A 25,940-nucleotide genomic window follows, 5' to 3' on the forward strand; every position below is an offset into this window, starting at 1 on the left:
GCCGTTCTCCTTGCCTCGGTTCCGGGTCAGCTCGCCGCCGTGCCGTTCTCGTCGAGCAGCTTCTGGTACCAGTCGCGGAGCTGGTCGCCGCCCTTCTTCCGCCAGTCGGAGACGGCGGCCTGCATGTCGCTGGTCTTCTTGCGGCCCCGGACGATGTCGTCCTCCAGCTGCTCGAAGTCGTTGGACAGGTTGGTCCAGCGGCTGGGCTCGGTGATCTGCATGCCGTAGAAGGCCGACTTCTTGGTGAAGGCGCCCATCCGCTGCTGCCACTCGACCGCGCCCTTGGTGACGTCCGGGAGGTCGGGGTGGGCGATCGTCGGCGCCGGGCTCGCGATCATCACGAAGGCGTTGGCGACCTCCTGGTTGCCCTTGTCGTTCTTGGTGGGCACCCCGTCCTTGACCGTGTAGTGCGTGCCCTCCACCCCGTAGTTGGTGAGCATGTACTCCTTGGTGCCGTACGGGGCGGCGGTGACGTTGGCGACGGCCAGCACGTCACGGATGACCGACTCGGAGGCCTTCTTGTTGACGAAGGCGAAGATGTTGGCCGGCTGGGTGGCGTAGATGACCGGGTCGGCGCCGCCGTGGCCGAAGATGTCCATGCCCCAGATCTGGTAGTCGGGGTTCTGGGCGGCCTGCGAGGCCTGCTGCCCCCACCAGCTGGAGATGTCGTTGTTGTAGATGAGGAACTCGCCGGCCGCGAACTTGGTGCTCGGGTCGACGGCCTGGCTCTTGCCCAGCTTGAAGTCGGGGTGCACGTACCCGGCGGTGAACAGCTTGCGGGACCACTCCAGCGCCTCGAGGTAGGCGTCCAGCTCGATGCGGTTGACCAGCTTGCCGTCCTGGACGACCCAGCCGAGCGGCTTCTCCCCGCCGGAGGGCACGCCGAAGCTGTTGAACGCCGTCCACTTCATGTCGCCGCAGGCCCACACCTTGGCCTTGGCGTTGGTGATCTCCTTGGCCAGCGCCACGAACTCGTCGGTGGTTTTCGGGACCGCGTAGCCCTCCTTGTCGAAGAGGTCCTTGCGGTAGAAGGGCACGATGTTCGTCACGTACGACGACGCCATCGGCAGGCCGCGCAGCTTGCCGCCGAAGATCGACCGCTGCCAGGCGTCGGTCGGGATCGCCGCGAGGTTCGGGTACTCCTTGACCGCGTCCCCGGACAGGTACGGGCCCAGGTCGGCGAACTTGCTGAGGATGGCGCTGGGTATCTTGCCGCCCATGTTCCAGCCGGGGACGACGACGACGTCGGGCACCTCGCTGGAGGCGAGCACGGCGCCCAGCTTCTGGTCGTAGGTGTTGCCGTCCTGGTTCTGCCAGACGACGTCGACGCCGGTGAGGGCGTTCATCGCCGTGTAGTAGGGGTTGCCGCCCTTCGGCGGCGAGCCCCAGAACGGCGACATCACGGTGACCTTGCCGCCCTTGCCGAGCTTCTTCGGCACGGAGGTCTTCAGGCCGGCCAGGTCGAGCTTGCTGAAGAAGCCGACGGCGGAGCCGTTCTTGGAGGGGAGGTCGGGCGTCACCACGTTGCTGGCGACGAACGCTGGCAGGATCTTCTTGGCGTCCTTGCCCGAGGTGGTGCCGTCGCGCGAGCCGCTGTCCGAACCGCCGCAGGCGGCGAGCAACGGCATCCCTCCCGCCACCGCTGCGGTGGCGACCGCCGTGGAGGCGAGAAAGCTTCTCCGGCTGGGCCCGGAGGAGGCGGAAGCGGCGTTCGGCGTCATTGCGTCAACCCTTCGTGGCGCACCAGGACACCCGGCGGTGGCCGTCGGCTGCGGTGTCTTGAGTGGAACTGGCCGAGCTGAAACGCCCCCGGTCCCCGACCGTCGGAAATCTGCCTGCCTGATGGCGGCGGCTCCGCACTGACGAAGGATCGTCGAAGCGCTTCGATGTTGCTGCGAGGTTAAGTGAAGGCATGGGGGCGCACAAGGGTCGCTCCCAAGATTCCTCCGAGGCTTCCGGCTTTGGTGAGCGCTCATGTACGGCTTGAAATGGAGCGCAGGAGTCCCAGTTGTTGCCGTGGGGTCCCTTGACACCCACCCCAGGGTCGAATGAGCATCGAAGCGCTTCGAAAGCGTCTCCCCGCTCCATCGCAAAGGGAACCCCACGTGACCGCATCCACGCCGCCCGCCCCGCCGTTCCGCGATCCGCGCCTGCCGTTCGCGAAGCGCGTCGACGATCTGCTGTCGCGCCTGACCGTCCCGGAGAAGATCTCCTTCCTGCACCAGTTCGCGCCCGCCGTGGAACGGCTCGGCGTCGGCGCGTTCCGCACCGGCCAGGAGGCGCTGCACGGAGTGGCGTGGATGGGCCCGGCGACGGTGTTCCCGCAGGCCGTCGGATTGGGCGCGACCTGGAACCCGGAACTGGTGCGGCGGGTCGGCGAGGCGGTGTCCAAGGAGGTGCGCGCGATGCGCGCCCGTGACGAGCGGGTCGGCCTCAACGTCTGGGCGCCCACGGTCAACCTGCTGCGCCACCCCCTGTGGGGCCGCAACGAGGAGGGCTACTCCGAGGATCCGAGGCTCACCTCCGCCATCGCCACGGCCTACACGCACGGCCTGCGCGGCGGGCATCCGACCTACTGGCGTACCGCTCCGGTGCTCAAGCACTGGCTGGCCCACAACAACGAGACGGGCCGCGACGTCACGTCCTCCTCGGTCCGCCCCCGCGTCCTGCACGAGTACGACCTGCGTGCCTTCCGCGAGACGGTCGAGGCGGGCGCGGTGGCCGGGGTGATGCCGGCGTACAACCTGGTCAACGGGCGCCCCAACCACGTGTCCCCGTATCTGCGCGAGCAGCTGCGGACCTGGACGCAGGAGGAGCTGCTGGTCTGCTCGGACGCGGGCGCGCCGTCCAACCTGGTCGACTCCGAGCACTACTTCGACACCCACGAGGAGGCGACGGCGGCCTCGCTGACCGCCGGCGTGGACAGCTTCACCGATCACGGCACGGACGGCTCGAAGATCGTCGAGCGGGTGACGGGCGCGTACGAGCGGGGGCTGCTGACCGAGGCGGACCTCGACGCCGCCGTCCGCCGGCAGCTCTCGGTGCGGTTCCGGCTGGGCGAGTTCGACCCGCACCACGACCCGCACGCGGGCACCGGCGAGTTCGACACCCCGGCCCACCGGGCGCTCGCGCGGGAGGCGGCCGAGCAGGCGGTGGTGCTGCTGCGCAACGACGGTGTGCTGCCGCTGGCCGCGGACGCCCGGATCGCGGTGGTCGGCCTGCTGGCCGACGAGTGCAAGCTCGACTGGTACAGCGGCGCCCTGATCCACCGCTCCACTCCTCTGGAGGGGCTGTACGAGCGGTTCGGCGCGGAGCGGGTGGAGTTCGCGGAGGGCGTGGACCGGGTCCTGCTCAGGACCTCCGCCGGCACGTTCCTCAAGGTGCCGGCCGCCCCCGAGTCCGCCGACGAGGTGTCCGGCGCCGAGGGCGCCCTGGACCCGGCGCTGCTCGCGGGCCGCACCGACCTCCCGCCGCTCGTCGCCGGCCCGGCCGGCACGGAGTTCTCCCTGGTCGACTGGGGCGAGGACGTGCTCACCCTGCGCGCCCCCGACGGCCGCTACCTCTCGGTCGCCGAGGACGGCTTCCTGCGCGCCTCCGCGGACCAGCCCGGCGGCTGGGTCGTGCGCGAGACGTTCCGCCTCGAAGCCCATGGCGAGGGTCACCTCCTGCGGCATCTCGGCACGGGTCGCCACGTCTGTGTCGCCGCCGACGGCGTGAAGGTTGCCGAGGAGGACGCCGAGGTGTTCCACCTCGTCGTCACCGAGCGCGGCGAGGAGGCCGTGGCCCGCGCGGCGGCCGGGGCGGACGTGGTCGTGGTGGTGGCGGGCAACGACCCGCACATCAACGGCCGGGAGACCGAGGACCGTACGACCCTGCGGCTGCCCGGACAGCAGGAGCGGCTGCTCAGGGCCGCCCGGTCCGCGAACCCGCGCACGGTGCTGGCGCTGGTGTCGGCCTACCCGTACGCGCTCGAGCCGGGGCACCTGCCCGCGGTGCTGTGGACGGCGCACGGCGGGCAGGCCGCGGGCACCGCCCTGGCCCGCGTCCTCGCCGGTGACGTCTCCCCGGCGGGCCGGCTCCCGCAGACCTGGTACGCCCACGACGCCGACCTGCCCGACCTGCTGGACTACGACGTGATCGGCGCCCGCCAGACGTACCTCTACTTCGAGGGCGCTCCCCTGTTCCCGTTCGGACACGGCCTGTCGTACGCCTCGTTCGCGTACGCCGACCTGGCGGTGCGCGTCGGGGAGGGCTCGGTGCGGGTCTCCTTCACGGTGACCAACACCGGGGAGGTGACCGCCGACGAGGTCGCCCAGCTCTACTCGCGGGCGGTGGAGCCGTCGGTCACCCGGCCCCGGCGCGAGCTGCTGGCCCACCGCCGGGTCACGCTGGCCCCGGGCGCCCGGACGGCACTCTCCTTCGAGGTCCCGCTGTCCGCCTTCGCGTTCTGGGACGTGGCCAGGGGCGGCTGGCGCCGCGAGCCGGGACCGTACGACCTGCTGGTCGGCGCGTCCAGCGAGGACGTGCGGCTGCGCACGACGGTCACGCTGGACGGCGAACCGGCCGCCCCGCGTGCCGTCCTCGGCGACGGGCTGGCCGCCGTCGACTTCGACGAGCAGAGCGGCACGGAGATCGTGGACCGGACGAAGGTGTCCGGCGACGCGGTGACGCCCGCGGCGGGCGACACGGCCGAACTGCTCTACCGCGCCTGCGACTTCGGCGCCGGTGTCACGGGCGTGCGGGTGGAGGTGGCCGGCGCGGGCACGGTGGAGGTCTCCCTGGCCGACGGCTCGGCGCGGGCGACGCTGACCCTCGGTACGCCGACGCCGGGGCCGTACGCCTACACCACCGTCGACGCGCCCTTCACCGCCGAGGGCGTCCACGATCTGCGCCTGAGGCTGCGCGGCCCGCTACGGCTCGCGCTCGTCGGCTTCTCCGGCTGAGGGCCCCGGGACGGCCGACGCGCGAAAGGGCCCGGCACCGGAGACACCGGTGCCGGGCCCTCGCGGGACACGTCAGAGAGCGAGACCGGTGAGGACCAGCACGCGCTCGTAGGTGTAGTCGTCCATCGCGAACCTCACGCCCTCACGGCCCACACCGGACTGCTTGACGCCGCCGTACGGCATCTGGTCGGCGCGGTAGGAGGGCACGTCGCCGATGATCACGCCGCCGACCTCCAGCGCCCGGTGGGCGCGGAAGGCGGCCTGGAGGTCGTGGGTGAACACGCCCGCCTGGAGGCCGTACTTGGAGTCGTTGACGGCGGCGAAGGCCTCGGCCTCGCCGTCCACCCTGCGCACGGTGAGGACCGGTCCGAAGACCTCCTCGCAGGAGAGGGTGGCGCTCGCCGGTACGTCGGTGAGGACGGTCGGCGCGTAGGCGGCGCCGTCGCGCTTGCCGCCGGTCAGGAGGGTGGCGCCCGCCGAGACCGCCTCGTCGACCCAGGACTCGACGCGCCGGGCCGCGTCCTCGCTGACCAGCGGGCCGACGTCGGTGCTGTCGTCGGACGGGTCACCGGTGACCTGTGCCTCGACGGCGGCGACGATGCGCGGCAGCAGCCGGTCGTGGACGGAGGCGTCGACGATGACCCGCTGCACGGAGATGCAGGACTGGCCGCCCTGGTAGTTGGAGAAGGCGGCGATGCGGGTCGCGGCCCAGTCGAGGTCGGCGTCGCTCGCGAAGTCGCCGAGGACGACGGCCGCGCCGTTGCCGCCCAGCTCCAGGGTGCAGTGCTTGCGGGGCACCGAGTCCATGATCGCGTAGCCGACCTTCTCCGAACCGGTGAAGGAGATCACCGGCAGCCGCGCGTCCTGGACGAGGGCGGGCATGCGGTCGTTGGAGACCGGCAGGACGCTCCACGAGCCGACGGGCAGCTCGGTCTCGGCGAGCAGTTCGCCGATGACCAGGCCGGAGAGCGGGGTGGCGGGGGCCGGCTTCAGGATGATCGGCGCGCCGGCCGCGATCGCCGGGGCGACCTTGTGAGCACACAGGTTCAGCGGGAAGTTGAACGGCGCGATGCCGAGCACGACGCCCTTCGGGAAGCGCCGGGTGAGGGCCAGCCGGCCCTGGCCGCCGGCGTCGGTGTCGAGCCGCTGGGCCTCGCCGCCGTTGAACCGGCGGGCCTCCTCGGCGGCGAACCGGAACACGGACACGGCCCGCCCGACCTCGCCCCGCGCCCACTTGATCGGCTTGCCGTTCTCGGCGGAGATCAGCCGCGCGATCTCCTCGGTGCGCTCGACGAGCCGCTTGCTGACGTGGTCGAGGGCGGCGGCACGGACGTGCGCCGGGGTCGCGGCGAACTCGTCGCGTACGGCGTACGCGGCCGCCACGGCCTCCTCGACCTGCGCGTCGGTCGGCACGCTGACCTTGCCGACGAGACGTCCGTCCCACGGGGAGGTGACGTCGAAGCTGTCCTCGCCGGTGGCCTGGCGGCCGGCGAGCCAGAAGGCGTGGGTGGCCCCCACGGTCTTTTCCTGGGGCATGGGGAGTCCCGCCCTTCCGCGTAGTGGGTCTGCTGGCTTTTCCTGCTCCACGGTAGGGGCGCGACGGCGAGGGGGCGCTTGTCCGAGTCGTAGTGGTGGGGGTGAGGGGTGCGCCGGTTTGGCGGGGTCGACGATCGCCGGTCGACGATCGCCGGTCGGCAGGAGGCGGGAGACAGAAGGCGGGAGGCAGACCGGCCCGGCATCTCGACGGCCACCCGGCCACCCGACCACCCGACCGTCCGGCCCGACCACCCGACCGACCGCCCGACCGCCCGACCGCCCGACCCGACCGACCGCCCGCCCGCCCGACCGTCCCGAACGAGCGCCCGGCCGTCCGCCGCCCGACCGGCCGCCCCGCCGTCCGAGCGGCCGCGGGCCGGGGGTGCGCCGGTTCGCCACTGGCCCCTACCCCCCGCGTCGTCGCAGGGGACGGCCGCAGGGGTCGGCCGCAGGGCCGCACCATCGTCGGCCGCGGTGCCGTCGGGCGGGAGGACGCCGGCCGGGAGGGGACGTCGGCCGGCGTGGCCGTCTACCGCGCGACCTTGCGCAGGAACAGCCAGAGTGCCCCCAGCAGCAGCGCGCCCAGGCACCAGCTCGCCAGTACGTCCAGCGGCCAGTGGTAGCCCCGCCGCACCAGGCCGAAGGAGACGGCCGCCACCAGGACGGCGGCCGTGGCCACGGTCGCCCGGCGGGCGGGCCGGGAGCCGAGCCGGGGCAGCAGGACGAGCGCCGCCGCGCCGTAGGCCACGGCCGCCGTCGCGGTGTGGCCGGACGGGTAGTACCCGGTCGCCGGCGGCACGGCGGGTGTTCCCGGCCGGTCCGTCCACTCCTTCAGGGGGATGACGACCAGCGGCACCAGCACCATCAGGACGAGACCGGCGACGGACGGCAGCCACCACCGCGGCACGCCCGCCGACCGTGCCCGCCGGGCGGCGTATCCGGCGACCAGCACCAGCACGGGCACCGCGACCTGCACATTGCCCAGGTCCGCCAGCAGTTCGGAGGCCCGGTCGGGGTGGACGAGGGCCCGGCTCAGCCGCTCGTCCAGGTCGAGGAGGGGCCCCGCGGCGGCGACCTGCCAGGTGAGCAGGGCGAGCAGCAGCGCGGGCAGGCCGAGCAGGCCGAGCAGGAGCGTGCCCGGGACGGGACGTCCGGGGGCCGGTTGCGCCGGGGCGCCCTCGGTCTCCGGGTGGGAGCGGGTCGACATGGGCCCAGCTTGTCAGGAACGGGTGTGCTCCAGGATCGCGGCGGCCAGGGGGGCGTGCACCGCGGGCGGCAGCGCGTGTCCCATGCCGGGGATCTCCACGAGGCGGGCCCCTCCGATCACCTGGGCGAGGTGCTGCGGGTGCGGCGGCGGGAAGACCGGTTCGGCCGGCGCCGAGACGACCAGGGTGGGCACGTCGGTGCGGGCGAGCTGCCGGGTGCGGTCCATGCCGCGGACGTCGGCGCGGCCGTGCGCGGTGTTGGTGCGGTGGTGGCCGGTGTGCTCGATGATCCCGCGCTCGAAGGCGCGGGTGTACGCGGCGTCGAAGGGCAGTACGTCACCGCTGAGCAGCCGCCAGTGCTCGACCCTCCGGTCCAGCTCGGCCTCCGCGTCCAGGTCGGGCGGCACGGGCCGGGACCACAGCTCCAGCACCCGTGGGTCGATCCCGGGCAGCTCCTCGACGGGCACCGCCACCCCGTCCGGCCGTACGTACGGTGTGGAGCTGAGCGCCCGGGTTCCCATCAGGGTCGCGGTGCGCAGCCGGTCGGGGTGGTCGGCGAGCAGCAGCTGGGCGAGCATGCCGCCCAGGGAGAGGCCGACGACATGGGCCCGGTCGACGTCGAGGGCGTCGAGAACCGTCACGGCGTCGTCCGCGAGCGTGGTGATCCGGTACGGGTGCTCGTCGAAGGCCCAGGTGGAGCGGCCGGTGTCGCGGTGGTCGTAGCGGATGACGCGGTGGCGGGCGGCGAGCAGGTCGACGAGCGGCTCCGGCCAGCCGACTCCCGTGGCCTGGGCTCCCATGATCAGCAGGAGCGGGGGCGCGGTGGCGGGGCCGCGCTCCTCCACCCATAGGCGGATGCCGGGGGCGGCGTCGACGTAGCGGTGCACGGGGTCCTCCGAGTGGGCTGCGGATGCGACGAGCAGGACCGCGACACCGCGGCCAGTCAACAAGGCGAGACGAGACGTATCGTATCGCAAACGGACCGAAAAAAAGACCCCGGGGCGTGAACCGGGGTCCGCGGTGGCCTGTGTCCGAGAGGTGGCCTGTGTCCGAGAGGTCGGATTGCGTGGAAGGAGGTCGGCCGCCCCGGAACGGGGGGGGTGGTTCCGGGGTGGCCGTCCGGATCGGAATGCCGCGCGCCCCGGGGGGTTTGGGGCGGGCGGCCGTCCGATCGGTGAGGAGATCCGAAGCCAAGGGCTCCGATTGTGTGCGCGAGGCACGACCAGGTCGAAGCTGGGGAGGCCCCGGCCCGGTTCGCCCACAGTCCCCTGTGGGCGGGGTGTATCTCTCATCTGCCTAGAACCTACGGCAGTGACCGGCGGGACGACAGGCGCATCTCCCTGCCCCCATCCACCTCGCACACCTTCTTCACACGCTCTGCCCGGTCCGGGGTCCCGTGACTCCCGGACCGGACGCGCGGGTCCGCTCAGAGGCCGGCGAAGGCCCGCTCGATGATGTCCAGGCCCTCGTGGAGCAGGTCGTCGCCGATGACCAGCGGCGGCAGGAAGCGCAGCACGTTGCCGTAGGTGCCACAGGTCAGGACGAGCAGGCCCTCCTGGTGGCAGGCCTTGGCGAGCGCGGCGGTCGCCTCGGGGTGCGGCTCCTTGGTCGTACGGTCCTTGACCAGCTCGACGGCGATCATCGCGCCGCGCCCGCGCACGTCACCGATGATGTCGAACTTGTCCTGCATGGCGGTCAGGCGGGCCTTCATCGTGGCCTCGATCGCCTTCGCCTTCGCGTTGAGGTCCAGCTCCTTCATCGTCTCGATGGAGCCGAGCGCGCCGGCGCAGGCCACCGGGTTGCCGCCGTAGGTGCCGCCGAGGCCGCCCGCGTGCGCGGCGTCCATGATCTCGGCGCGGCCGGTGACGGCGGCGAGCGGCAGACCGCCCGCGATGCCCTTGGCGGTGGTGATCAGGTCCGGGACGATGCCCTCGTCCTCGCAGGCGAACCACTGACCGGTACGGCAGAAGCCGGACTGGATCTCGTCCGCGACGAAGACGATGCCGTTGTCGGCGGCGAACTTGCTGATCGCCGGCAGGAAGCCCTTCGCCGGCTCGATGAAGCCGCCCTCGCCGAGCACCGGCTCGATGATGATCGCGGCCACGTTGTCGGCGCCGACCTGCTTGGAGATCTGGTCGATGGCCTGCGCGGCGGCCTCCGGGCCGGCGTTCTCCGCACCGGTCGGCCAGCGGTAGCCGTAGGCCACGGGCACCCGGTAGACCTCGGGCGCGAACGGGCCGAAGCCGTTCTTGTACGGCATGTTCTTCGACGTCAGCGCCATCGTCAGGTTCGTACGGCCGTGGTAGCCGTGGTCGAAGACGACGACCGCCTGGCGCTTGGTGTGGGCGCGGGCGATCTTGACGGCGTTCTCGACGGCCTCGGCGCCGCTGTTGAACAGCGCGGACTTCTTGGCGTGGTCACCCGGGGTCAGCTCGGCGAGGGCCTCGGCGACCTCGACGTACCCCTCGTACGGGGTGACCATGAAGCAGGTGTGGGTGAAGTCGGCGAGCTGCGCGGAGGCCCGGCGCACGACGGCCTCGGCGGAGGCGCCGACGCTGGTCACCGCGATTCCGGAGCCGAAGTCGATCAGACGGTTGCCGTCGACGTCCTCGATGATGCCGCCGCCCGCGCGCGCCGTGAACACCGGCAGCACGGAGCCCACGCCCTGCGCGACCGCGGCCACGCGGCGGGCCTGAAGCTCCTGCGACTTCGGGCCGGGGATGGCGGTGACGACGCGGCGCTCCTGCGGAAGTGCGGTCATGGGGGCTCCCTGATGATCTTGCGTACCGGACGTACCGGGGTGCGTGGCTACGGACGCACAAGTTCCTTTCTCGCAGGCTAGGACGGGGAAGGGGGTGCGGGCATGCTCCATGTGGGCGTTGTCGGCGGCGCCGGTTGTCCGTCGTGGACATAGCCACTCGGCGGGTCCGCTGCCGGGACCCGGCCGCGTAAGCGGTGAACTCCCGTTGCCGGGGCGTTAGATTGACTCGGCGATGGTGGACGGAGCGGCTGGTCAGGGGGCAGGAGCCATGGACGGCGACGGGACGCAGGACGCACGGGGTACGCACGCGAATCCTGTGCCGCGCCCGGCGGTGCCGCCGGGGCGCCCCGCCACACCTCCCGGCGTACCGCCGCGGCCTGGCGACGCGCCGCCGCTGCCGCCCGGTGCCCCGGCCGTGGCCGCCGGTGCGCCGCCCGCGCCGCCCGGCGCTCCGGCCCTGCCGCCCGGCAAGCCGTCCGTGCCGCACGCCGGCGGGCCGGCGGGCACGGCCTCCCCCGCCGTCGCCTCCTCGGCCGTGGCCGCCTGGCTGAACGAGCCCCGTGCGACCGCGGGGCCGGGCATCTGGCGGTTCGGGTACCGGCTGCCGAAGGCCGCGCGGGCGGCCGAGCGGCTCGCGCCGGTCACCGTGGTCGGCCTGCTCATCCCGCTGGTGGTGGCCCTGGTGCTGTGGTCGCTCTGGCGCCGGGGCAGCCTGCCGTACCAGTTCGCGCCGCTGCGGCTGTTCACGCCGGACGACTGGTGGTGGGGCGGCACGATCGCCTCCCCGAAGAACATGGAGGGCGCCGAGGCCCGGGTGGTCTACGACGGCGTCTTCTTCGCCGTCCTGGTGTACGCGATGGGCCGGCTGGGCAGCTGGCCCGACGTCGTGCGCCACTTCGTCGGCCGCCGGCCGCAGCCCGCGCGGGCCCTGCTCGCGCTGCTGGGCGCCCTCGCCGCGCTGAGCTTCGTCTTCCCGAGCGCCTTCCCGGGCGTGGGCTGGGACGCGCTGCCCGTCGTCGACCCGCTGTTCTCCCTCATCGCCCTGATCGCCGGCGGCTACGAGCTGTTCGCCTCCCAGCTGTTCACCGACTCGCTGTACACCGTGGTCACCCTCCTCGTGGTGTGGCCGTTCGCGCTGGTCGGCGGCTGGTGGCCGTACCTGAGGGAGCGGCTCGCCGCCCGGCGTGCCGCCGCCGACCCCGGTACGCCCGCCCCCGTGGAACGCCCGCGCGCCGAGTGGCCCGAGCTGCGCGACGCCGGGCAGCACGAGGCGGCCGACGTGCTGACGGCCGAGGTCGCGGCCGGACGGATGAACGACGTGGACTGCGTGCGCGTCACGCGCGCGTGGACGACCGGCCGCCCGGACTTCCGGGAGACCGTGCTGCGGCAGGCCGGAGCCGCCTGGACCCATCCCTCGGGCTCCCGCGACCTGCCCGGCCGCACCGGACGCCACGACCTGCTCGCGCACCAGGTCCGCATCGGGCGGTGGGTGGCCGGCGAACGTGCCCCGGCCGCCTATCACGACGCCGGCGCCGCGCTCGGCCCGGACGTGCTGGGCACCTCGCTGCTCGCCGTCGGCCCGTCCGGCTCGGGCAAGACCCGCACCCTGGTGGAGCCCGTCACCGAGGCGCTGGCCCTCCAGGCGCTCACCGGGGAGTGCGCGCTCGTCGCCGTCTCCTCGGCGGGTAGCCCTCCCGCCCCCGACTCCGCCTTCGACGTGGTCGTCCGGATCGGGAACCCCTCGTCGGTGCACGACCTCGATCCGTACGCCGGGTCGGAGGACCCCGACGAGGCCGCCGCCGTCCTCGCCGAGGCGCTGGTGGGCGACCTCGACACGGTGAACGCCCAGGTCGCGGCCACCGCCCTGGCCCAGCTCCTCGGCCCCTACCGGGCCGTGCACGGCCGCTTCCCCGCGCTGCCGGTGCTGCGCGAGCTGCTGGAGGGCGAGCCGACGGCGCTGTCCGCGCTGCGCGAGGCCGTGGCCGGGGACGAGGTCATGCGCCGCGAGCTGGACGCACGCGTCCGGCAGGCGGGTGCGCCCGGCGATCCCGGCCGCGCCCTCGCCGACCGGCTGGCGCTGCTGAACCGGCCGGTCTTCGCCGACTTCTTCGGCGGGAGCGGCCGGGGGGAGGGCGGTGCGCACCGGGCGTTCTCCCTGCGGGCCGTCGCCCACCATCCGCTCCGGGTCCGGGTGGACCTGCCCGAACGCGGCCACGAGGAGGCCGGCCGGCTGATCACCCGGCTGGTCCTCGCCCAGTTCCACACGGTCGTACGGGAGGCGGGGCGCACCCACTTCGCCGCCCTGGTCCTGGACGACGCGACGGGCGCGGTCACCGCCGGGTCGGTGCGCCTGATCCAGCGTCTGCGCTCGCAGAACGCGGGCGTGCTGCTGTCGCTGCGCACGGTCGGCGACGTCCCGGAGTCCCTGCACGGTCCGCTGTACGGGGCCGTCGGCTGCCGGATGGCGTTCTCCGGGATCACCACCTGGGACGGCAGCCGGTTCGCGCAGACCTGGGGCACCGAGTGGGTGGAGACGACGGAGGTGGCCAAGCACACCGTCTTCGCCGACCAGCCGATGACCCGCGCGCTGCACGCCCTGCGCAAGCTGGTCACGGGCAAGGCCGTGACCACGGACGCGGTGACCGTGCGCCAGGTGGAGCGGGAGCGGTGGTCGGCGTCCCAGTTGGCGCACGAGGTGCCGCCGGGACACGCGGTGCTGTCCCTGACCACCGTGCGGGGTGAGCACGCGCCGCCGCTGCTGGTGGATCTGCGCGGCTGATACGAGGCGCGGGGCACCCCTACGGTGAGGCAGAATCGGCACGGCCGCTTCGTACGAAGCGGCCAAAAGATCACCCGGTGGGTCGCCCGCTCGTCCGCCTCAGACCTGAAGGTCCCATGCCTCCCACGCTCGCCTCGCTCGTCCACCACTCCGCGCTGAAGCTGACCGTGCGGGCGGGCGGGGACCGTCTGGACGTGCCGGTGCGCTGGGCGCACGTCAGCGAACTCGCCGACCCGGTGCCGTACATGGAGGGCGGGGAGCTGCTCCTGATCACCGCGCTGAAGCTGGACGCGGAGGACCCGGTGGCGATGCGGCGCTATGTGAAGCGGCTGGCCGGGGCGGGAGTGGTCGGGCTCGGTTTCGCCGTCGGCGTCAACTACGAGGAGATCCCGAAGGCCCTGGTGGACGCGGCCGAGCAGGAGGGGCTGCCCCTGCTGGAGGTGCCCCGCCGCACGCCGTTCCTCGCCATCAGCAAGGAGGTGTCGGCGGCGATCGCGGCCGACCAGTACCGGGCGGTGACGGCGGGTTTCGCGGCCCAGCGGGAGCTGACCAGGCAGGCGTTGACGGACGGCCCGGAGGGCCTGCTCGCCGCCCTCGCCTCGCAGGTCGACGGCTGGGCCGCGCTCTACGACGCCTCGGGCGCCGTGGTCGCGGCCGCGCCGGAGTGGGCGGGGCGCCGGGCCGCACGGCTCACGGCGGACGTGGAGCGGCTGCGGGAGCGTCCGGCGCCGGCCTCGTCGGTGGTCGGCGGGCCCGCGCACTCCGACCACGACGACCGGATCGAACTGCACTCCCTGGGCACCGGCCGCCGCCCGCGGGCGGCCCTCGCGGTCGGCACCGCGTCCGCCCTCGGCACGGCGGAGCGCTATGCCGTGCACTCGGCGATCGCCCTGCTGACCCTGACCACGGAACGCTCCGGCTCGCTCCAGGCGGCGGAGCAGCGCATCGGGGTGGCGGTGCTGCGCATGCTGCTGGCGGGCGAGCCGGACCACGCGCGCGCCGTCGCCGGTGAGCTGTACGGCGGTCTGCTGGACGCTCCGTTCCGGGTGCTGGTGGCCGAGCCGGCGTCCAGTCGGGCGCACGCCGACGCGTCCTCGCACGCGCGTGTGCCCGGCTCCCCCGACCAGGCCGGGGAGCCGCTGGGCCGGCTGGCCGAGCTGGTGGAGTCGGCGGCCGCCCGGTCGGGGGAGAGCGTGCTGGTGGTGCCCGAGGGCGAGCGCCTGGTGGCGCTGGCCGCCGACGAGGGCGCGGCGGCCGCGGCCGTGGCCGGGTACGCGGCGGCGCTGGAGGACGCGCGCGCGTCCGGGTCGCAGGGCGAGGAGGAGGAACTGGTCGTCGGCCTGTCCGGGCCGTCCGGTCCGATCGCCGCGGCGGCCGCGTACCGGCAGGCCGAACAGGCGCTGTCGGTGGCGCGGCGCCGGGGCCGGGTCCTCGTGGAGCACGAGCAGCTCGCGGCGGGCTCGGTCCTGCCGCTCCTCGCGGACGACGCGGTGAAGGCCTTCGCGGACGGGCTGCTGCGGGCCCTGCGCGAGCATGACGCGACGGGCCGGGGCGACCTGGTGGCCTCGCTGCGCGCCTGGCTCTCCCGGCACGGCCAGTGGGACGCCGCGGCGGCCGACCTGGGCGTCCACCGCCACACCCTGCGCTACCGCATGCGCCGCGTGGAGGAGATCCTGGGCCGCTCCCTGGACGACCCGGACGTACGGATGGAGCTGTGGCTGGCGCTGAAGGCGACGGCACCGGAGGAGTCGTGAGGGCCGCGTGAGGCGTGGCAGGGGAGGACCGCGGAGACGCTGTGGCACCGCGGCACCGCGGCGCCGTGTCGGCCGCACGGGCGGCCGCCGTGAGGTGACGGGCGGGTACCACCGGGCCCGGCGGCGTGGCGGCCGGAGCCGGCCGGGGCGGGTGGGTCAGCCGTCGTCTCCCCCGGCGCGGCCGGCCACCGCCTCGTGCATGGCCAGTTCGAGCAGGGCCGGGTCGGTCAGGGTGCCGGAGCCGTCCGGCGGTACCAGCCAGCGGACGCCGCCGGTGGTGCGGCCGGGATACGGCACGACGATCCAGGTGCCGGGTCCGGCCGTGCGGATGCCGGTGCCCACCCAGCGGGCGGCCGTGCCCGGTGGCACGAGGAAGCCGATCCGGCTGTCCCCGAAGTCGGCCAGCACGGGTCCGGGCCGGTCGAGGATGCGGGTGAGGACGTCGAGCGTGGGATAGCCGAGTTCGCCCGGCAGGATGAGTACGTCCCAGGCCCGGCCCGCGGGCAGGAGCGCGATCCCGTGGGGGTTGCGCTCCCATTCCCAGCGGCAGACCGCGGGATCCGGTGCGACGGATGCCAGCCATTCGACGGCCGTCTTCGCCCCAGCCATGAGGGACCTCCCTGTGTGTCGTCGACGCGTGCGCGTCACGAGGGAGAGGGAGGTCCCCGGCGGGCATTACGCGGGTCGGGCACCCTCGTTGGAGTGAACCGCTCACTGCGGGGGGACCGGCGGCCCGTCAGCTGTCGAAGCCGAGTCCGAACCGGTCCATCGTCCGCAGCCACAGGTTGCGCCGGCCGCCGTGCGTGTCCGCCCTGGCCAGCGACCACTTGGTGAGGGCGATGCCGGTCCAGGCGAAGGGCTCGGGCGGGAACGGCAGCGGTTTCCTGCGGACCATCTCCAGCGAGGTCAGCTCGGTGGGCTCGCCCGCCAGCAGGTCGAGCATCACCTCCGCGCCGAACCGGGTCGCGCCCACGCCGAGCCCGGTGTACCCGGCGGCGTACGCCACCTTCCCCCGGTGGGCCGTGCCGAAGAACGCCGAGAAGCGCGAGCAGGTGTCGATCGCGCCGCCCCACGCGTGCGTGAAGCGCACCCCCTCCAGCTGGGGGAAGCAGGTGAAGAAGTGCTCGGCGAGCTTGGCGTACGTCTCCGGCCGGTCGTCGTGCTCGGCGCGCACCCGGCCGCCGTACGGGTAGATCGCGTCGTAGCCGCCCCACAGGACGCGGTTGTCGGCGGAGAGCCGGAAGTAGTGGAACTGGTTGGCGCTGTCGCCGAGGCCCTGCCGGTTCTTCCAGCCGATCGCGTCGAGCTGCCCGGCGCTCAGCGGTTCCGTCATGAGCGCGTAGTCGTAGACGGGCACGGTGTAGGCGCGGACCCGCCTGACCAGGCTGGGGAAGACGTTCGTGCCGAGCGCGACCTGCCGGGCGCGGACCTGCCCGTACGGGGTGCGTACGGCCATCCCCGCGCCGTCCGGCCTCAGCGTCAGCGCGGGGGTGTGCTCGTGGACGCGGACGCCGAGGCGGAGGCATGCCTGTTTGAGGCCCCAGGCCAGCTTGGCGGGGTGCAGCATGGCCACTCCCCGGCGGTCGTACAGACCCGCCTGGAAGGTGGGCGAGGCAACCTGCGCGCGGACCGCGTCGCCGTCGAGGAACTCGATGCCCTCGGCGAGGCCCTCGCCCTGGATCCGCTCGTACCAGTCGCGCAGTTCCCGTGCCTGGTACGGCTCGGTCGCCACGTCGATCTCGCCGGTGCGCTCGAAGTCGCAGTCGATGCCGTGGCGGGCGACGGCCGCCTCGATCTCGTCGAGGTTGCGCGCGCCCAGTTCCTCGAGCCGGTGGATCTCGTCCGGCCAGCGGGTCAGCCCGTTGGACAGACCGTGGGTGAGGGAGGCCGCGCAGAAGCCTCCGTTGCGGCCCGAGGCGGCCCAGCCCACCTCGCGGCCCTCCAGCAGCACCACGTCCCGCTGCGGGTCGCGCTCCTTGGCGACGAGCGCCGTCCACAGTCCGCTGTATCCGCCGCCGACGACCAGCAGATCGCAGGTGGTGGCGCCGGTGAGCGCGGGCTCGGGGTGCGGCTTGCCCGGATCCTCCAGCCAGTACGGGACCGGCCGCGCCTCCGAGAGCGACGTCGTCCAGTGAGGGTCTCTGCCACGGCTCATGGCGCCTGGGGCCATGATTTCAACTCCCTACAGAGGGTTTTCGGAGGGTCTCGGAAGGCGGAGGCTCACGCCTTCCGCCTGGCGCGCCGGTTGGTGACGACCATGGAGGTCAGGACCAGCAGGACGGCGACGAGGAACATGGCCGTACCGATGACGTTGATCTGGACGGGCGTTCCACGCTGCGCCGAGCCCCAGACGAACATCGGGAAGGTGACGGTCGATCCCGCGTTGAAGTTGGTGATGATGAAATCGTCGAAGGAGAGCGCGAAGGCGAGCAGCGCGCCCGCGGCGATGCCCGGTGCGGCGATCGGCAGGGTGCACCGCAGGAAGGTCTGGAGCGGGCCGGCGTACAGGTCCTGGGCCGCCTGTTCCAGCCTCGGGTCCATCGACATGACACGTGCCTTGACCGCCGTCACGACGAAGCTGAGGCAGAACATGATGTGGGCGATGAGGATCGTCCAGAATCCCAGTCGTGCGCCCATGTTGAGGAACAGGGTGAGCAGCGAGGCCGCCATGACGACCTCGGGCATGGCCATGGGCAGGAAGATCAGCGAGTTGACGGCGCCCCGTGCGCGGAAGCGGTAGCGGACCAGCGCGAAGGCGATGGCCGTGCCGAGCGCGGTCGCGCCGAGCGTCGCCCAGAAGGCGATCTGGAGGCTGAGCGACAGCGACCCGCACAGTCCGGAGACCCCGCACGGGTCCTTCCAGGCGTCCGTGGAGAACCGCTGCCACTCGTAGTTGAAGCGCCCCTTCGGCCGGTTGAAGGAGAACACCGTGACGACGACGTTCGGCAGCAGGAGATAGGCGAGCGTCACCAGGCCCGCGATGACGACGAGTTTCCTCTTGAACCAGTTGACGAAGGACATCTAGACCAGTTCCTCCGTCCCGGACCTGCGGATGTAGAAGGTGACCATGAGGAGGATCGCGGCCATGAGGATGAAGGAGAGTGCCGCGGCCGTCGGGTAGTCCAGCACCCTCAGGAACTGTGTCTGGATGACGTTTCCGATCATGCGGGTGTCGGTGGAGCCGAGGAGTTCGGCGTTGACGTAGTCGCCGGACGCCGGGATGAAGGTCAGCAGCGTGCCGGAGACCACGCCCGGCATCGACAGCGGGAAGGTGACCTTGCGGAAGGTGGTGACGGGCCTGGCGTACAGGTCGCCGGCCGCCTCGTGCAGCCGCCCGTCGATGCGCTCCAGCGAGGTGTAGAGCGGCAGGATCATGAACGGCAGGAAGTTGTACGTCAGACCGCAGACCACGGCCAGCGGCGTGGCCAGCACCCGGTCCCCCGAGGTCCAGCCGAGCCAGCTCGTCACGTCCAGCACGTGCAGCGCGTCGAGGGCGCCGACGACGGGTCCGCCGTCCGAGAGGATCGTCTTCCAGGCGAGGGTGCGGATCAGGAAGCTGGTGAAGAACGGCGCGATCACCAGGACCATGATCAGGTTGCGCCAGCGGCCCGCGCGGAAGGCGATGAGGTAGGCCAGCGGGTAGCCCAGCACCAGACAGAGGATCGTGGCGGCGGCCGCGTAGAGGACCGAGCGCAGGAACTGCGGCCAGTAGTCGCTCAGCGCGTCCCAGTAGGTCGCGAGGTGCCAGGTGACCCGGTAGCCCTCTTCGAGGGAGCCGGTCTGCACGGACGTGGAGGCCTGGTAGATCATCGGCAGCGCGAAGAAGACCACCAGCCACAGCATCCCGGGCAGCAGCAGCCAGTACGGCGTCCAGCGGCCCCGCCTGCGGGGCGGCCGGGTCTTCGGCGTCGTCGGGGAGAGGGGCGGCGGCGCCTCGGTGAGCGTCGCCATCAGAGCGCCGCCTCTTCTTCCAGGCCGGCGTCGATGTCCTGGGCGGCGTCCAGGCCGAAGGTGTGGCCGGGGCTCCAGTGCAGGACCACCTCGGCGCCGGGGACCAGCCGGGGGTCGCGGTCGACGTTCTGGACGTAGACCTCGAACTCGGGGCAGACGGCGCAGTCGACGACGTACTGGGTGGAGACGCCGATGAACGACGTGGCGGCGATCGTGCCGGTGACGCGGTTGCGGCCGTCCGGGATCTCGCCCGCGTCGTCGGCGTGGGTGAGGGAGATCTTCTCCGGGCGGATGCCGACCAGCACCTTGCCGCCGGTCGTCGTCGGCGCCGCGCAGCGGGCCTCGGGCAGCACGAGCTTGCCGCCGCCCGCCCTGAGCACGATGTCCTCGCCGCTCCGGGAGTCGACCTCGGCCTCGATGAGGTTGGAGGTGCCGAGGAAGTTCGCGACGAACGTGCTGCGCGGGTTCTCGTACAGGTCGGCGGGCGAGCCGAGCTGCTCGACGCGGCCCGCGTTCATCACGGCGACCGTGTCGGCCATGGTCATGGCCTCCTCCTGGTCGTGCGTGACGTGCACGAAGGTGATGCCGACCTCGGTCTGGATGCGCTTCAGCTCCAGCTGCATCTGGCGGCGCAGCTTGAGGTCGAGGGCGCCGAGGGGTTCGTCGAGGAGGAGCACCCTGGGGTGGTTGATCAGGGCGCGGGCCACCGCCACGCGCTGCTGCTGGCCGCCGGAGAGCTGGTGCGGCTTCTTGCGGGCCTGCTCGCCGAGCTGGACCAGCTCCAGCATCTCCTCGACCTGCTTCTTGACGCTCTTGACGCCGCGCCGGCGCAGCCCGAAGGCGACGTTCTCGAAGATGTCGAGGTGCGGGAAGAGGGCGTAGGACTGGAAGACGGTGTTCACGGGCCGCTTGTAGGGCGGCAGGGCCGTGACGTCCTGGTCGCCGAGGTGGACGGTCCCGGAGGTGGGCTCCTCCAGGCCGGCGATCATGCGCAGGGTGGTGGTCTTGCCGCAGCCGGAGGCGCCCAGCAGGGCGAAGAAGGATCCCTGCGGGACGGTCAGGTCGAGCGGGTGGACGGCGGTGAAGGAGCCGTAGGTCTTGCTGATCCCGGCCAGGCGGACGTCGCCGCCGGCGTTGGTCGTCGTCTTCATCTCGTCACGCCCCAGTGAGCTTCGCGAACTGCGCTTCATAGGCCGTCTCTTCCTTCGCGCTCAGTGAGCGGAAGGCGTGGGACTTGGCCTGCATGGCCTTGTCGGGGATGATCAGCGGGTTGTTCGCCGCATCCTCGTCGATCTTCGCCAGCTCGTCCTTCACGCCGTCGACGGGACACACGTAGTTGATGTAGGCGGCGAGTTCGGCGGCCGGCCGGGGCTCGTAGTAGTAGTCGATGAGCCGTTCGGCGTTCGTTTTGTGACGTGCCTTGTTGGGGATCAGCAGGTTGTCGCTGGACGTCATGTAGCCGCTGTCCGGGATCAGGAAGTCGATGTCCGGGCTGTCGGCCTTGAGCTGGACGACGTCACCGGCCCAGGCGATGCAGGCGGCGAAGTCGCCGCTGGTGATGTCCGACGTGTAGTCGTTGCCGGTGAAGCGGCGGATCTGGCCGCTGTCGACGCCCTTCTGGAGACGGGCGATCGCCGCCGCGTAGTCGTCGTCGGTGAACTTCCCCGGGTCCTTGCCCATGTCCAGCAGGGTCATGCCGACGCTGTCGCGCATCTCGGTGAGGAACCCGACGCGCCCCTTGAGCCTGGGGTTGTCGAGCAGGTCGGAGACCGACTTCACCTCGACGCCGTCGAGCGCCTTCTTGTTGTAGGCGATGACCGTGGAAATGCCCTGCCAGGGGTAGGAGTAGGCCCGTCCGGGGTCCCAGTCGGGGCTGCGGAACTGGCCCGACAGGTTGGCGTAGGCGTGCGGCAGGTTGGAGGGGTCCAGTTTCTGGACCCAGCCGAGGCGGATGAGGCGGGCGGCGAGCCAGTCGGTGAGGACGACGAGGTCGCGGCCGGTGTCCTGGCCCGCGGCGAGCTGCGGCTTGATCTTGCCGAAGAACTCGTTGTTGTCGTTGATGTCCTCGGTGTACCTGACCTTGACGCCGGTCCGCTTCGTGAACGCGTCGAGCGTGGGGTGGTGCTTGCCCGAGTCGTCGACGTCCATGTACTCGGTCCAGTTGGAGAAGCTGACGGTCCTCTCCTTCGCCGAGTGGTCCTCGGCGGACGTGCCGCCCTCGGTCCGGCCGGCGGCGGGGATCCCGCAGGCGCTCAGCGCCCCGAGACCGCCCAGGGTCAGGGCGCCGCCGGCCGAGGCGCGCAGCAGCGACCGGCGGGTCACGGCGGCCCTGCCGTCGCGGAGACTGCGCCGCATGGCGGCCGCTCGGGGCGGGGTCGGGCGGTCTGGCTCGTACTGCTCCATGCGCGTGGTGCCCTTTCGGGAGGATGCGGCCTGGTCGGCGGCCGGACTCGTGGCTATCGGTCCCCGAAGACGGTGCGGTGCCAGTCCTTGCGGACCACCGCGGTGTTGTCGAACATGACGTGCTTGATCTGGGTGTACTCCTCGAACGAGTACGCGGACATGTCCTTGCCGAAGCCGGATGCCTTGTATCCGCCGTGGGGCATCTCGCTGATGATGGGGATGTGGTCGTTGACCCACACGCATCCGGCCTTGATCTCCCGTGTCGCCCGGTTCGCCCGGTAGACGTCCCGGCTCCACGCGGAGGCGGCCAGCCCGTACGGCGTGTCGTTGGCGAGCGCGATCCCTTCCTCGTCGCTGTCGAAGGGGAGGACGACGAGGACCGGCCCGAAGATCTCGGCCCGGACGATCTCGCTGTCCTGCGCGGCGTCCGCGACCAGGGTGGGGAGATAGTACGCGCCGTTCTCGAGATCCCCCCGAGGAGCCTCGCCGCCGGTCACCACGCGCGCGTAGCCGCGCGCCCGGTCGACGAAGGCGGCGACCCGGTCGCGCTGGACGTGGGAGATCAGCGGCCCGAGGTCGGTGCCCGCGGCGAAGGGGTCCCCGAGCCGGACGGTCTCCATGAGGGCGGCCGTCTTCTCGACGAACGCCTCGTAGAGGGGCCGCTGCACGTACGCGCGCGTGGCGGCCGTGCAGTCCTGCCCGGTGTTGATGAGCGAGCCGGCGACCGCTCCCTGCACGGCCGCGTCCAGGTCGGCGTCGTCGAAGACGACGAAGGGAGCCTTGCCGCCCAGTTCGAGGTGGAGCCGCTTCACGGTGGCGGTGGCGATCTCCGCGACCCGCCTGCCGACGGCGGTGGAGCCGGTGAAGGAGGTCATGGCCACGTCGGGGTGGCCGACGAGGCGCTCACCCGCCTCCCGTCCGGTCCCGGCGACGATGTTGATCACGCCGTCGGGGATGCCCGCCTCGGTGGCCGCTTGGGCGAAGAGGAGGGAGGTGAGCGGGGTGAGTTCGGCGGGCTTGAGCACGACCGTGTTGCCCGCGGCGATCGCCGGGAGGATCTTCCAGGCGGCCATCTGGAGGGGGTAGTTCCAGGGGGCGATCGAGCCGACGACGCCGATGGGTTCGCGCCGTACGTACGAGGTGTGGTCGCCGGAGTACTCCCCGGCCGACTGGCCCTGGAGGTGCCGGGCGGCCCCCGCGAAGAACGCGGTGTTGTCGATGGTGCCGGGGACGTCGAACTCGCGGGTCAGTTTGAGCGGCTTGCCGCACTGCAGTGACTCGGCGCGGGCGAAGTCCTCGGCGCGTTCGGCGAGGACGGCGGCGAAGCGGTGCAGGGCGTCGGAGCGTTCGCCGGGGGTGGCTCCCGCCCAGGCCGGGAAGGCGGCACGGGCGGCGGCGACGGCCGCGTCGACGTCGTCCGCCCCGGCGAGTTCGTAGCTGAGGACCTCTTCCCCGGTGGCCGGGTCGACCACCGCGTGCCACTGCCCGGAGGTGCCCTCGCGGAGGCGGCCCGCGATGTACTGGGCGCCGTCCGCGAAACGTTCCCGTGCGGGGAACCGGCCGGGTCGGTCCGGGGTGGTGCTTCCCGGGTTCTGCATGTCGCTCTCCTCCGCCTTCGTCCCGCTGTCCAGAGGGGTGGGTGGCGTAGCTCCAGCTTGATTTGAGTGCCGATCCTGGCAGAGCAGTAGTCCTCCAACAAGTGATTCCGTTGTTGCCTTTTGGTTACGCGACGGAATCTGTCGACCAGGTGTCGAGTCGACCGGGAAAAGGACAGACGCACTGTCAGTGGCGCGTGCCACAGTGGAATGCATGGAGAAGATCGATTCCCGGGAAGCCCTGATCAGGGAGGTCCGGGCGGGGGCGAGGATCAGGTATCTGCACTTCTGGGGCCACCGTCCGCGACCCGACGGACAGGTGGGCCCGAGTTGCCTGAGCCAGTGGTGGCCGTCCCCGTTCACCGTGGACGGCGTGGCGTACGCGACGGCCGAGCACTGGATGATGGCCGCCAAGGCACGCCTGTTCGGCGACGCGGAGGCGGAGCGGCGGGCCCTGGCCGCCGGTCACCCCTCCGAGGCGAAGAAGGCCGGCCGTCTGGTGCGCGGGTTCGACGAGGCGGTCTGGGAGCGGGAGCGGTTCCGGATCGTGGTCGAGGGCAGCGTCCACAAGTTCGGCGCGGACCCGGGCCTGCGGCATTACCTGCTGGGCACGGGTGAGCGGGTACTGGTCGAGGCGAGCCCGGTGGACCGCGTCTGGGGCGTGGGCCTCACCGCGGACGACGCCGCGGCGACGGACCCGGAGCGCTGGGGAGGGCTCAACCTGCTCGGCTTCGCCCTGATGGAGGCGAGGCGGCGGCTGCGGGAGGCGTGAGGCCGCCGGCCGCGGGCTTCAGGGCGCCACGAGGATCAGTACGGCCAGGCCCACCCCGAGGACCAGTCCGACGGCCCCGCAGATGACGCCGGCCAGGGCCTGGCCCGGGTTCGTGGCCTCGCCGCGGTTGGCCTTGCCCCGGCCGATCAGCCCGAAGACGACGGCCAGGATCCCCACGACGATCGCGACCGGCCACATGCAGAAGCCCACGGCGGCCACGATGCCGAGGACCATCGCCGTGATCCCCATGCCGTTGCTCGGGCTCGGCTGCGGGACCCACCCGTGGTACCCGGGGGTGCCGCCGTAACCGGGGGCGCCGCCGTAACCCGGTCCGCCCGGGTAGCCGTGGCCGCCCGGGTAGCCGGGGTAGCCGTACGGCACCTGTCCGGGGCCTTCGGGGGAGATCGGCGGCGGGGGAACCGCCCCGTCGGCGGGCGGGGCGAAGGGGCTCGGGGCCACCGCCCCGGACGACGCGGTACCGGGGCGGGGCGGCGGGAAGGACGCGAAGGGGGCGTCCGCCCCCGGCGTGCCGGCCGTCGGGGTCGGCGTCGGCGTCGGCGTCGGCGTCGGGGTCACGCCGGGCAGCGAGGTCACCGTCTGCTGGTCATGGACGGACGGCGGCGCGGGGTCGTACGGAGTGGGCACCTCGCCGGAGGCGATGGTGACACCGGCGCCGTGGTCGGGGGCGGGCGCGGGGGCGGGCCAGAGGCCGGCCGCGGGGGCGGAGTCGCGGGAGGCCCGTGTGTCCTCCGCGGCGGAGCCACCGGACGCGTTCCCCTTGTCCTCCTCGTCCACCGTGCCTGCCGCCTCCGCCTTGCCTGCTTCCGCCTTGTCCGACGTGTTTGGCTTGTTCGGCTTCTCCGGCTTGCCTGCCTTGTCGAGAGGCACGCGGGCGTACTGCGGCCCTTCCGTCCCCTCGGGCACGGAGCCGGGCGCGGCCCACGGATCATGGGCCGCGTCGGTGGGCGCGTCGTCGGACATGCGCGGGACCCCCTCTGTCATGCGTCCCGCAATGCTAAGGCCCGTGCCCGGCCGGCGGAGGTCCGCCCGGCCCCGTGGATCCCTTCGGCGAGCACCCCTCGCCGCTCCCCCGCCCCGTCCGCCTACGATGATCCCGTCCCACCGATCAGCCGATCACCCGCACCCCCGCCGGCCCGCGCGGCCGGGGTGCCGTCCCGGGGAGGACCCCTTGACCATGAACGCCTTCATCGCCGGCCTGCCCAAGGCCGAACTGCACGTCCATCACGTCGGATCGGCCTCCCCGCGGATCGTCTCGGAACTCGCCGCCCGCCACCCCGACTCCAAGGTGCCGACCGACCCCGAGGCGCTGGTGGACTACTTCACGTTCACCGACTTCGCGCACTTCATCGACGTCTACCTCTCCGTCGTGGATCTGATCCGCACCCCGGAGGACGTCCGGCTGCTGACCTACGAGGTGGCCCGCGACCTGGCCCGCCAGCAGGTGCGCTACGCGGAGCTGACCCTCACCCCCTTCTCCTCCACCCGTCGCGGCATCGACGAGCGCGCCTTCATGGACGCGATCGAGGACGCCCGCAAGGCGGCCGAGGCGGAGTTCGGCACGATCCTGCGCTGGTGCTTCGACATCCCCGGCGAGGCGGGCCTGGAGGCCGCCGAGGAGACGACGAGGCTCGCCACCGACGACCGGCTGCGCCCCGAGGGACTGGTCTCCTTCGGTCTCGGCGGGCCCGAGATCGGCGTACCGCGCCCGCAGTTCAAGCCGTACTTCGACCGGGCGATCGCCGCCGGACTGCGGTCCGTGCCGCACGCCGGCGAGACCACCGGGCCGGAGACGGTGTGGGACGCCCTGACCCACCTGCGCGCCGAACGCATCGGGCACGGCACCAGTTCCGCGCGCGACGAGAAGCTCCTCGCCCACCTCGCCGAGCACCGCATCGCGCTCGAGGTCTGCCCGACGTCCAACATCGCCACCCGCGCGGTCCGCACGCTCGACGAGCACCCGCTGCGGAAGTTCGTCGAGGCGGGCGTCCTGGTGACGATCAACTCCGACGACCCGCCGATGTTCGGCACCGACCTGAACAGCGAGTACGGCGTCGCCGCCCGCCTTCTCGGCCTGGACGAGCGCGGTCTGGCCGACCTCGCGAAGAACGCCGTCGAGGCGTCCTTCCTCGACGCGCCCGGCAAGGCGAGGATCGCCGCCGAGATCGACACCTACACCGCGGGGTGGCTCGCCCCCTGACGGCCACCGCGCTCCTCGGCCCC

The 25,940-nt window shown here is 72.6% G+C and carries 18 protein-coding genes; 5 read left to right on the top strand and 13 right to left on the bottom strand.

Annotation, left to right across the window (positions count from 1 at the left end; translation table 11 throughout):
* Positions 1-26 precede the first annotated feature (26 nt).
* Positions 27-1,721 (bottom strand): extracellular solute-binding protein, encoded by a 1,695-nt coding sequence (locus tag ACFYO5_RS31895; protein WP_388715476.1) that lies wholly within the window; start codon positions 1,719-1,721, stop codon positions 27-29.
* A 384-nt stretch (positions 1,722-2,105) separates the two neighbouring features.
* Here ACFYO5_RS31895 and ACFYO5_RS31900 point away from each other — a divergent pair, with 384 nt between their 5' ends.
* Positions 2,106-4,943 (top strand): glycoside hydrolase family 3 C-terminal domain-containing protein, encoded by a 2,838-nt coding sequence (locus ACFYO5_RS31900; RefSeq protein ID WP_388715479.1) that lies wholly within the window; start codon positions 2,106-2,108, stop codon positions 4,941-4,943.
* Positions 4,944-5,015: 72 nt separating this feature from the next.
* Here the strand turns inward: ACFYO5_RS31900 and ACFYO5_RS31905 are convergent, their stop codons facing one another.
* From ACFYO5_RS31905 to gabT, 4 genes are all read right to left on the bottom strand, one after another.
* Positions 5,016-6,461 carry an aldehyde dehydrogenase family protein gene (locus tag ACFYO5_RS31905; protein WP_388715951.1) on the bottom strand — a complete coding sequence of 482 codons (1,446 nt, stop codon included), beginning with the start codon at positions 6,459-6,461 and terminating at the stop codon, positions 5,016-5,018.
* A 547-nt stretch (positions 6,462-7,008) separates the two neighbouring features.
* A complete protein-coding gene (locus tag ACFYO5_RS31910) occupies positions 7,009-7,686 on the bottom strand; it encodes a phosphatase PAP2 family protein (protein WP_388715483.1) in 678 nt (225 codons plus the stop codon).
* A gap of 12 nt (positions 7,687-7,698) precedes the next feature.
* Positions 7,699-8,571, bottom strand: coding sequence for an alpha/beta fold hydrolase (locus ACFYO5_RS31915; RefSeq protein WP_388715954.1), 873 nt, complete (start codon positions 8,569-8,571; stop codon positions 7,699-7,701).
* A 539-nt stretch (positions 8,572-9,110) separates the two neighbouring features.
* Positions 9,111-10,445, bottom strand: a complete 1,335-nt coding sequence (gabT, locus tag ACFYO5_RS31920) for a 4-aminobutyrate--2-oxoglutarate transaminase (RefSeq protein ID WP_356561879.1) — start codon at positions 10,443-10,445, stop codon at positions 9,111-9,113.
* Positions 10,446-10,713: 268 nt separating this feature from the next.
* Between gabT and ACFYO5_RS31925 the strand changes: the two genes are divergently transcribed.
* The gene (locus ACFYO5_RS31925) at positions 10,714-13,224 is read left to right on the top strand and encodes an ATP/GTP-binding protein (protein ID WP_388715487.1); all 2,511 of its coding nucleotides are present in this window, start codon (positions 10,714-10,716) and stop codon (positions 13,222-13,224) included.
* A 116-nt stretch (positions 13,225-13,340) separates the two neighbouring features.
* The gene (locus ACFYO5_RS31930) at positions 13,341-14,978 is read left to right on the top strand and encodes a PucR family transcriptional regulator (protein ID WP_356561883.1); all 1,638 of its coding nucleotides are present in this window, start codon (positions 13,341-13,343) and stop codon (positions 14,976-14,978) included.
* Positions 14,979-15,134: 156 nt separating this feature from the next.
* Here ACFYO5_RS31930 and ACFYO5_RS31935 read toward each other — a convergent pair whose 3' ends face one another.
* The 7 genes from ACFYO5_RS31935 to ACFYO5_RS31965 form a co-directional block, all read right to left on the bottom strand.
* Positions 15,135-15,587 carry a hypothetical protein gene (locus tag ACFYO5_RS31935; RefSeq protein ID WP_388715490.1) on the bottom strand — a complete coding sequence of 151 codons (453 nt, stop codon included), beginning with the start codon at positions 15,585-15,587 and terminating at the stop codon, positions 15,135-15,137.
* A gap of 127 nt (positions 15,588-15,714) precedes the next feature.
* On the bottom strand, positions 15,715-17,148 hold the full coding sequence (locus ACFYO5_RS31940) for an NAD(P)/FAD-dependent oxidoreductase (RefSeq protein ID WP_388715493.1): 1,434 nt from the start codon (positions 17,146-17,148) through the stop codon (positions 15,715-15,717).
* A 50-nt stretch (positions 17,149-17,198) separates the two neighbouring features.
* Positions 17,199-17,999: an ABC transporter permease gene (locus ACFYO5_RS31945; RefSeq protein ID WP_388715496.1), complete on the bottom strand. Its 801-nt coding sequence runs from the start codon at positions 17,997-17,999 to the stop codon at positions 17,199-17,201.
* The gene (locus ACFYO5_RS31950) at positions 18,000-18,929 is read right to left on the bottom strand and encodes an ABC transporter permease (RefSeq protein WP_388715499.1); all 930 of its coding nucleotides are present in this window, start codon (positions 18,927-18,929) and stop codon (positions 18,000-18,002) included. It lies immediately after the preceding gene.
* Entirely contained in the window at positions 18,929-20,119 is a 1,191-nt protein-coding gene (locus tag ACFYO5_RS31955) for an ABC transporter ATP-binding protein (protein WP_388715502.1), read from the bottom strand. The genes ACFYO5_RS31950 and ACFYO5_RS31955 overlap by 1 nt, the downstream gene beginning before the upstream one ends.
* Positions 20,085-21,332, bottom strand: a complete 1,248-nt coding sequence (locus tag ACFYO5_RS31960; RefSeq protein ID WP_388715505.1) for a spermidine/putrescine ABC transporter substrate-binding protein — start codon at positions 21,330-21,332, stop codon at positions 20,085-20,087. The genes ACFYO5_RS31955 and ACFYO5_RS31960 overlap by 35 nt, the downstream gene beginning before the upstream one ends.
* 53 nt (positions 21,333-21,385) lie before the next feature.
* A complete protein-coding gene (locus ACFYO5_RS31965) occupies positions 21,386-22,930 on the bottom strand; it encodes a gamma-aminobutyraldehyde dehydrogenase (protein ID WP_388715509.1) in 1,545 nt (514 codons plus the stop codon).
* A 211-nt stretch (positions 22,931-23,141) separates the two neighbouring features.
* On the opposite strand from ACFYO5_RS31965, the gene ACFYO5_RS31970 reads away from it, so the two are divergent.
* Positions 23,142-23,699, top strand: coding sequence for an NADAR family protein (locus ACFYO5_RS31970; RefSeq protein WP_388715511.1), 558 nt, complete (start codon positions 23,142-23,144; stop codon positions 23,697-23,699).
* A gap of 18 nt (positions 23,700-23,717) precedes the next feature.
* On the opposite strand, the gene ACFYO5_RS31975 is transcribed toward ACFYO5_RS31970, so the two are convergent.
* Positions 23,718-24,701 (bottom strand): DUF4190 domain-containing protein, encoded by a 984-nt coding sequence (locus tag ACFYO5_RS31975; RefSeq protein WP_388715513.1) that lies wholly within the window; start codon positions 24,699-24,701, stop codon positions 23,718-23,720.
* A 193-nt stretch (positions 24,702-24,894) separates the two neighbouring features.
* On the opposite strand from ACFYO5_RS31975, the gene ACFYO5_RS31980 reads away from it, so the two are divergent.
* Positions 24,895-25,917: an adenosine deaminase gene (locus tag ACFYO5_RS31980; protein WP_388715516.1), complete on the top strand. Its 1,023-nt coding sequence runs from the start codon at positions 24,895-24,897 to the stop codon at positions 25,915-25,917.
* Positions 25,918-25,940: the final 23 nt, after the last annotated feature.

The organism is Streptomyces sp. NPDC006259, assembly GCF_042870975.1.
In the GTDB taxonomy this organism is placed as follows: domain Bacteria; phylum Actinomycetota; class Actinomycetes; order Streptomycetales; family Streptomycetaceae; genus Streptomyces.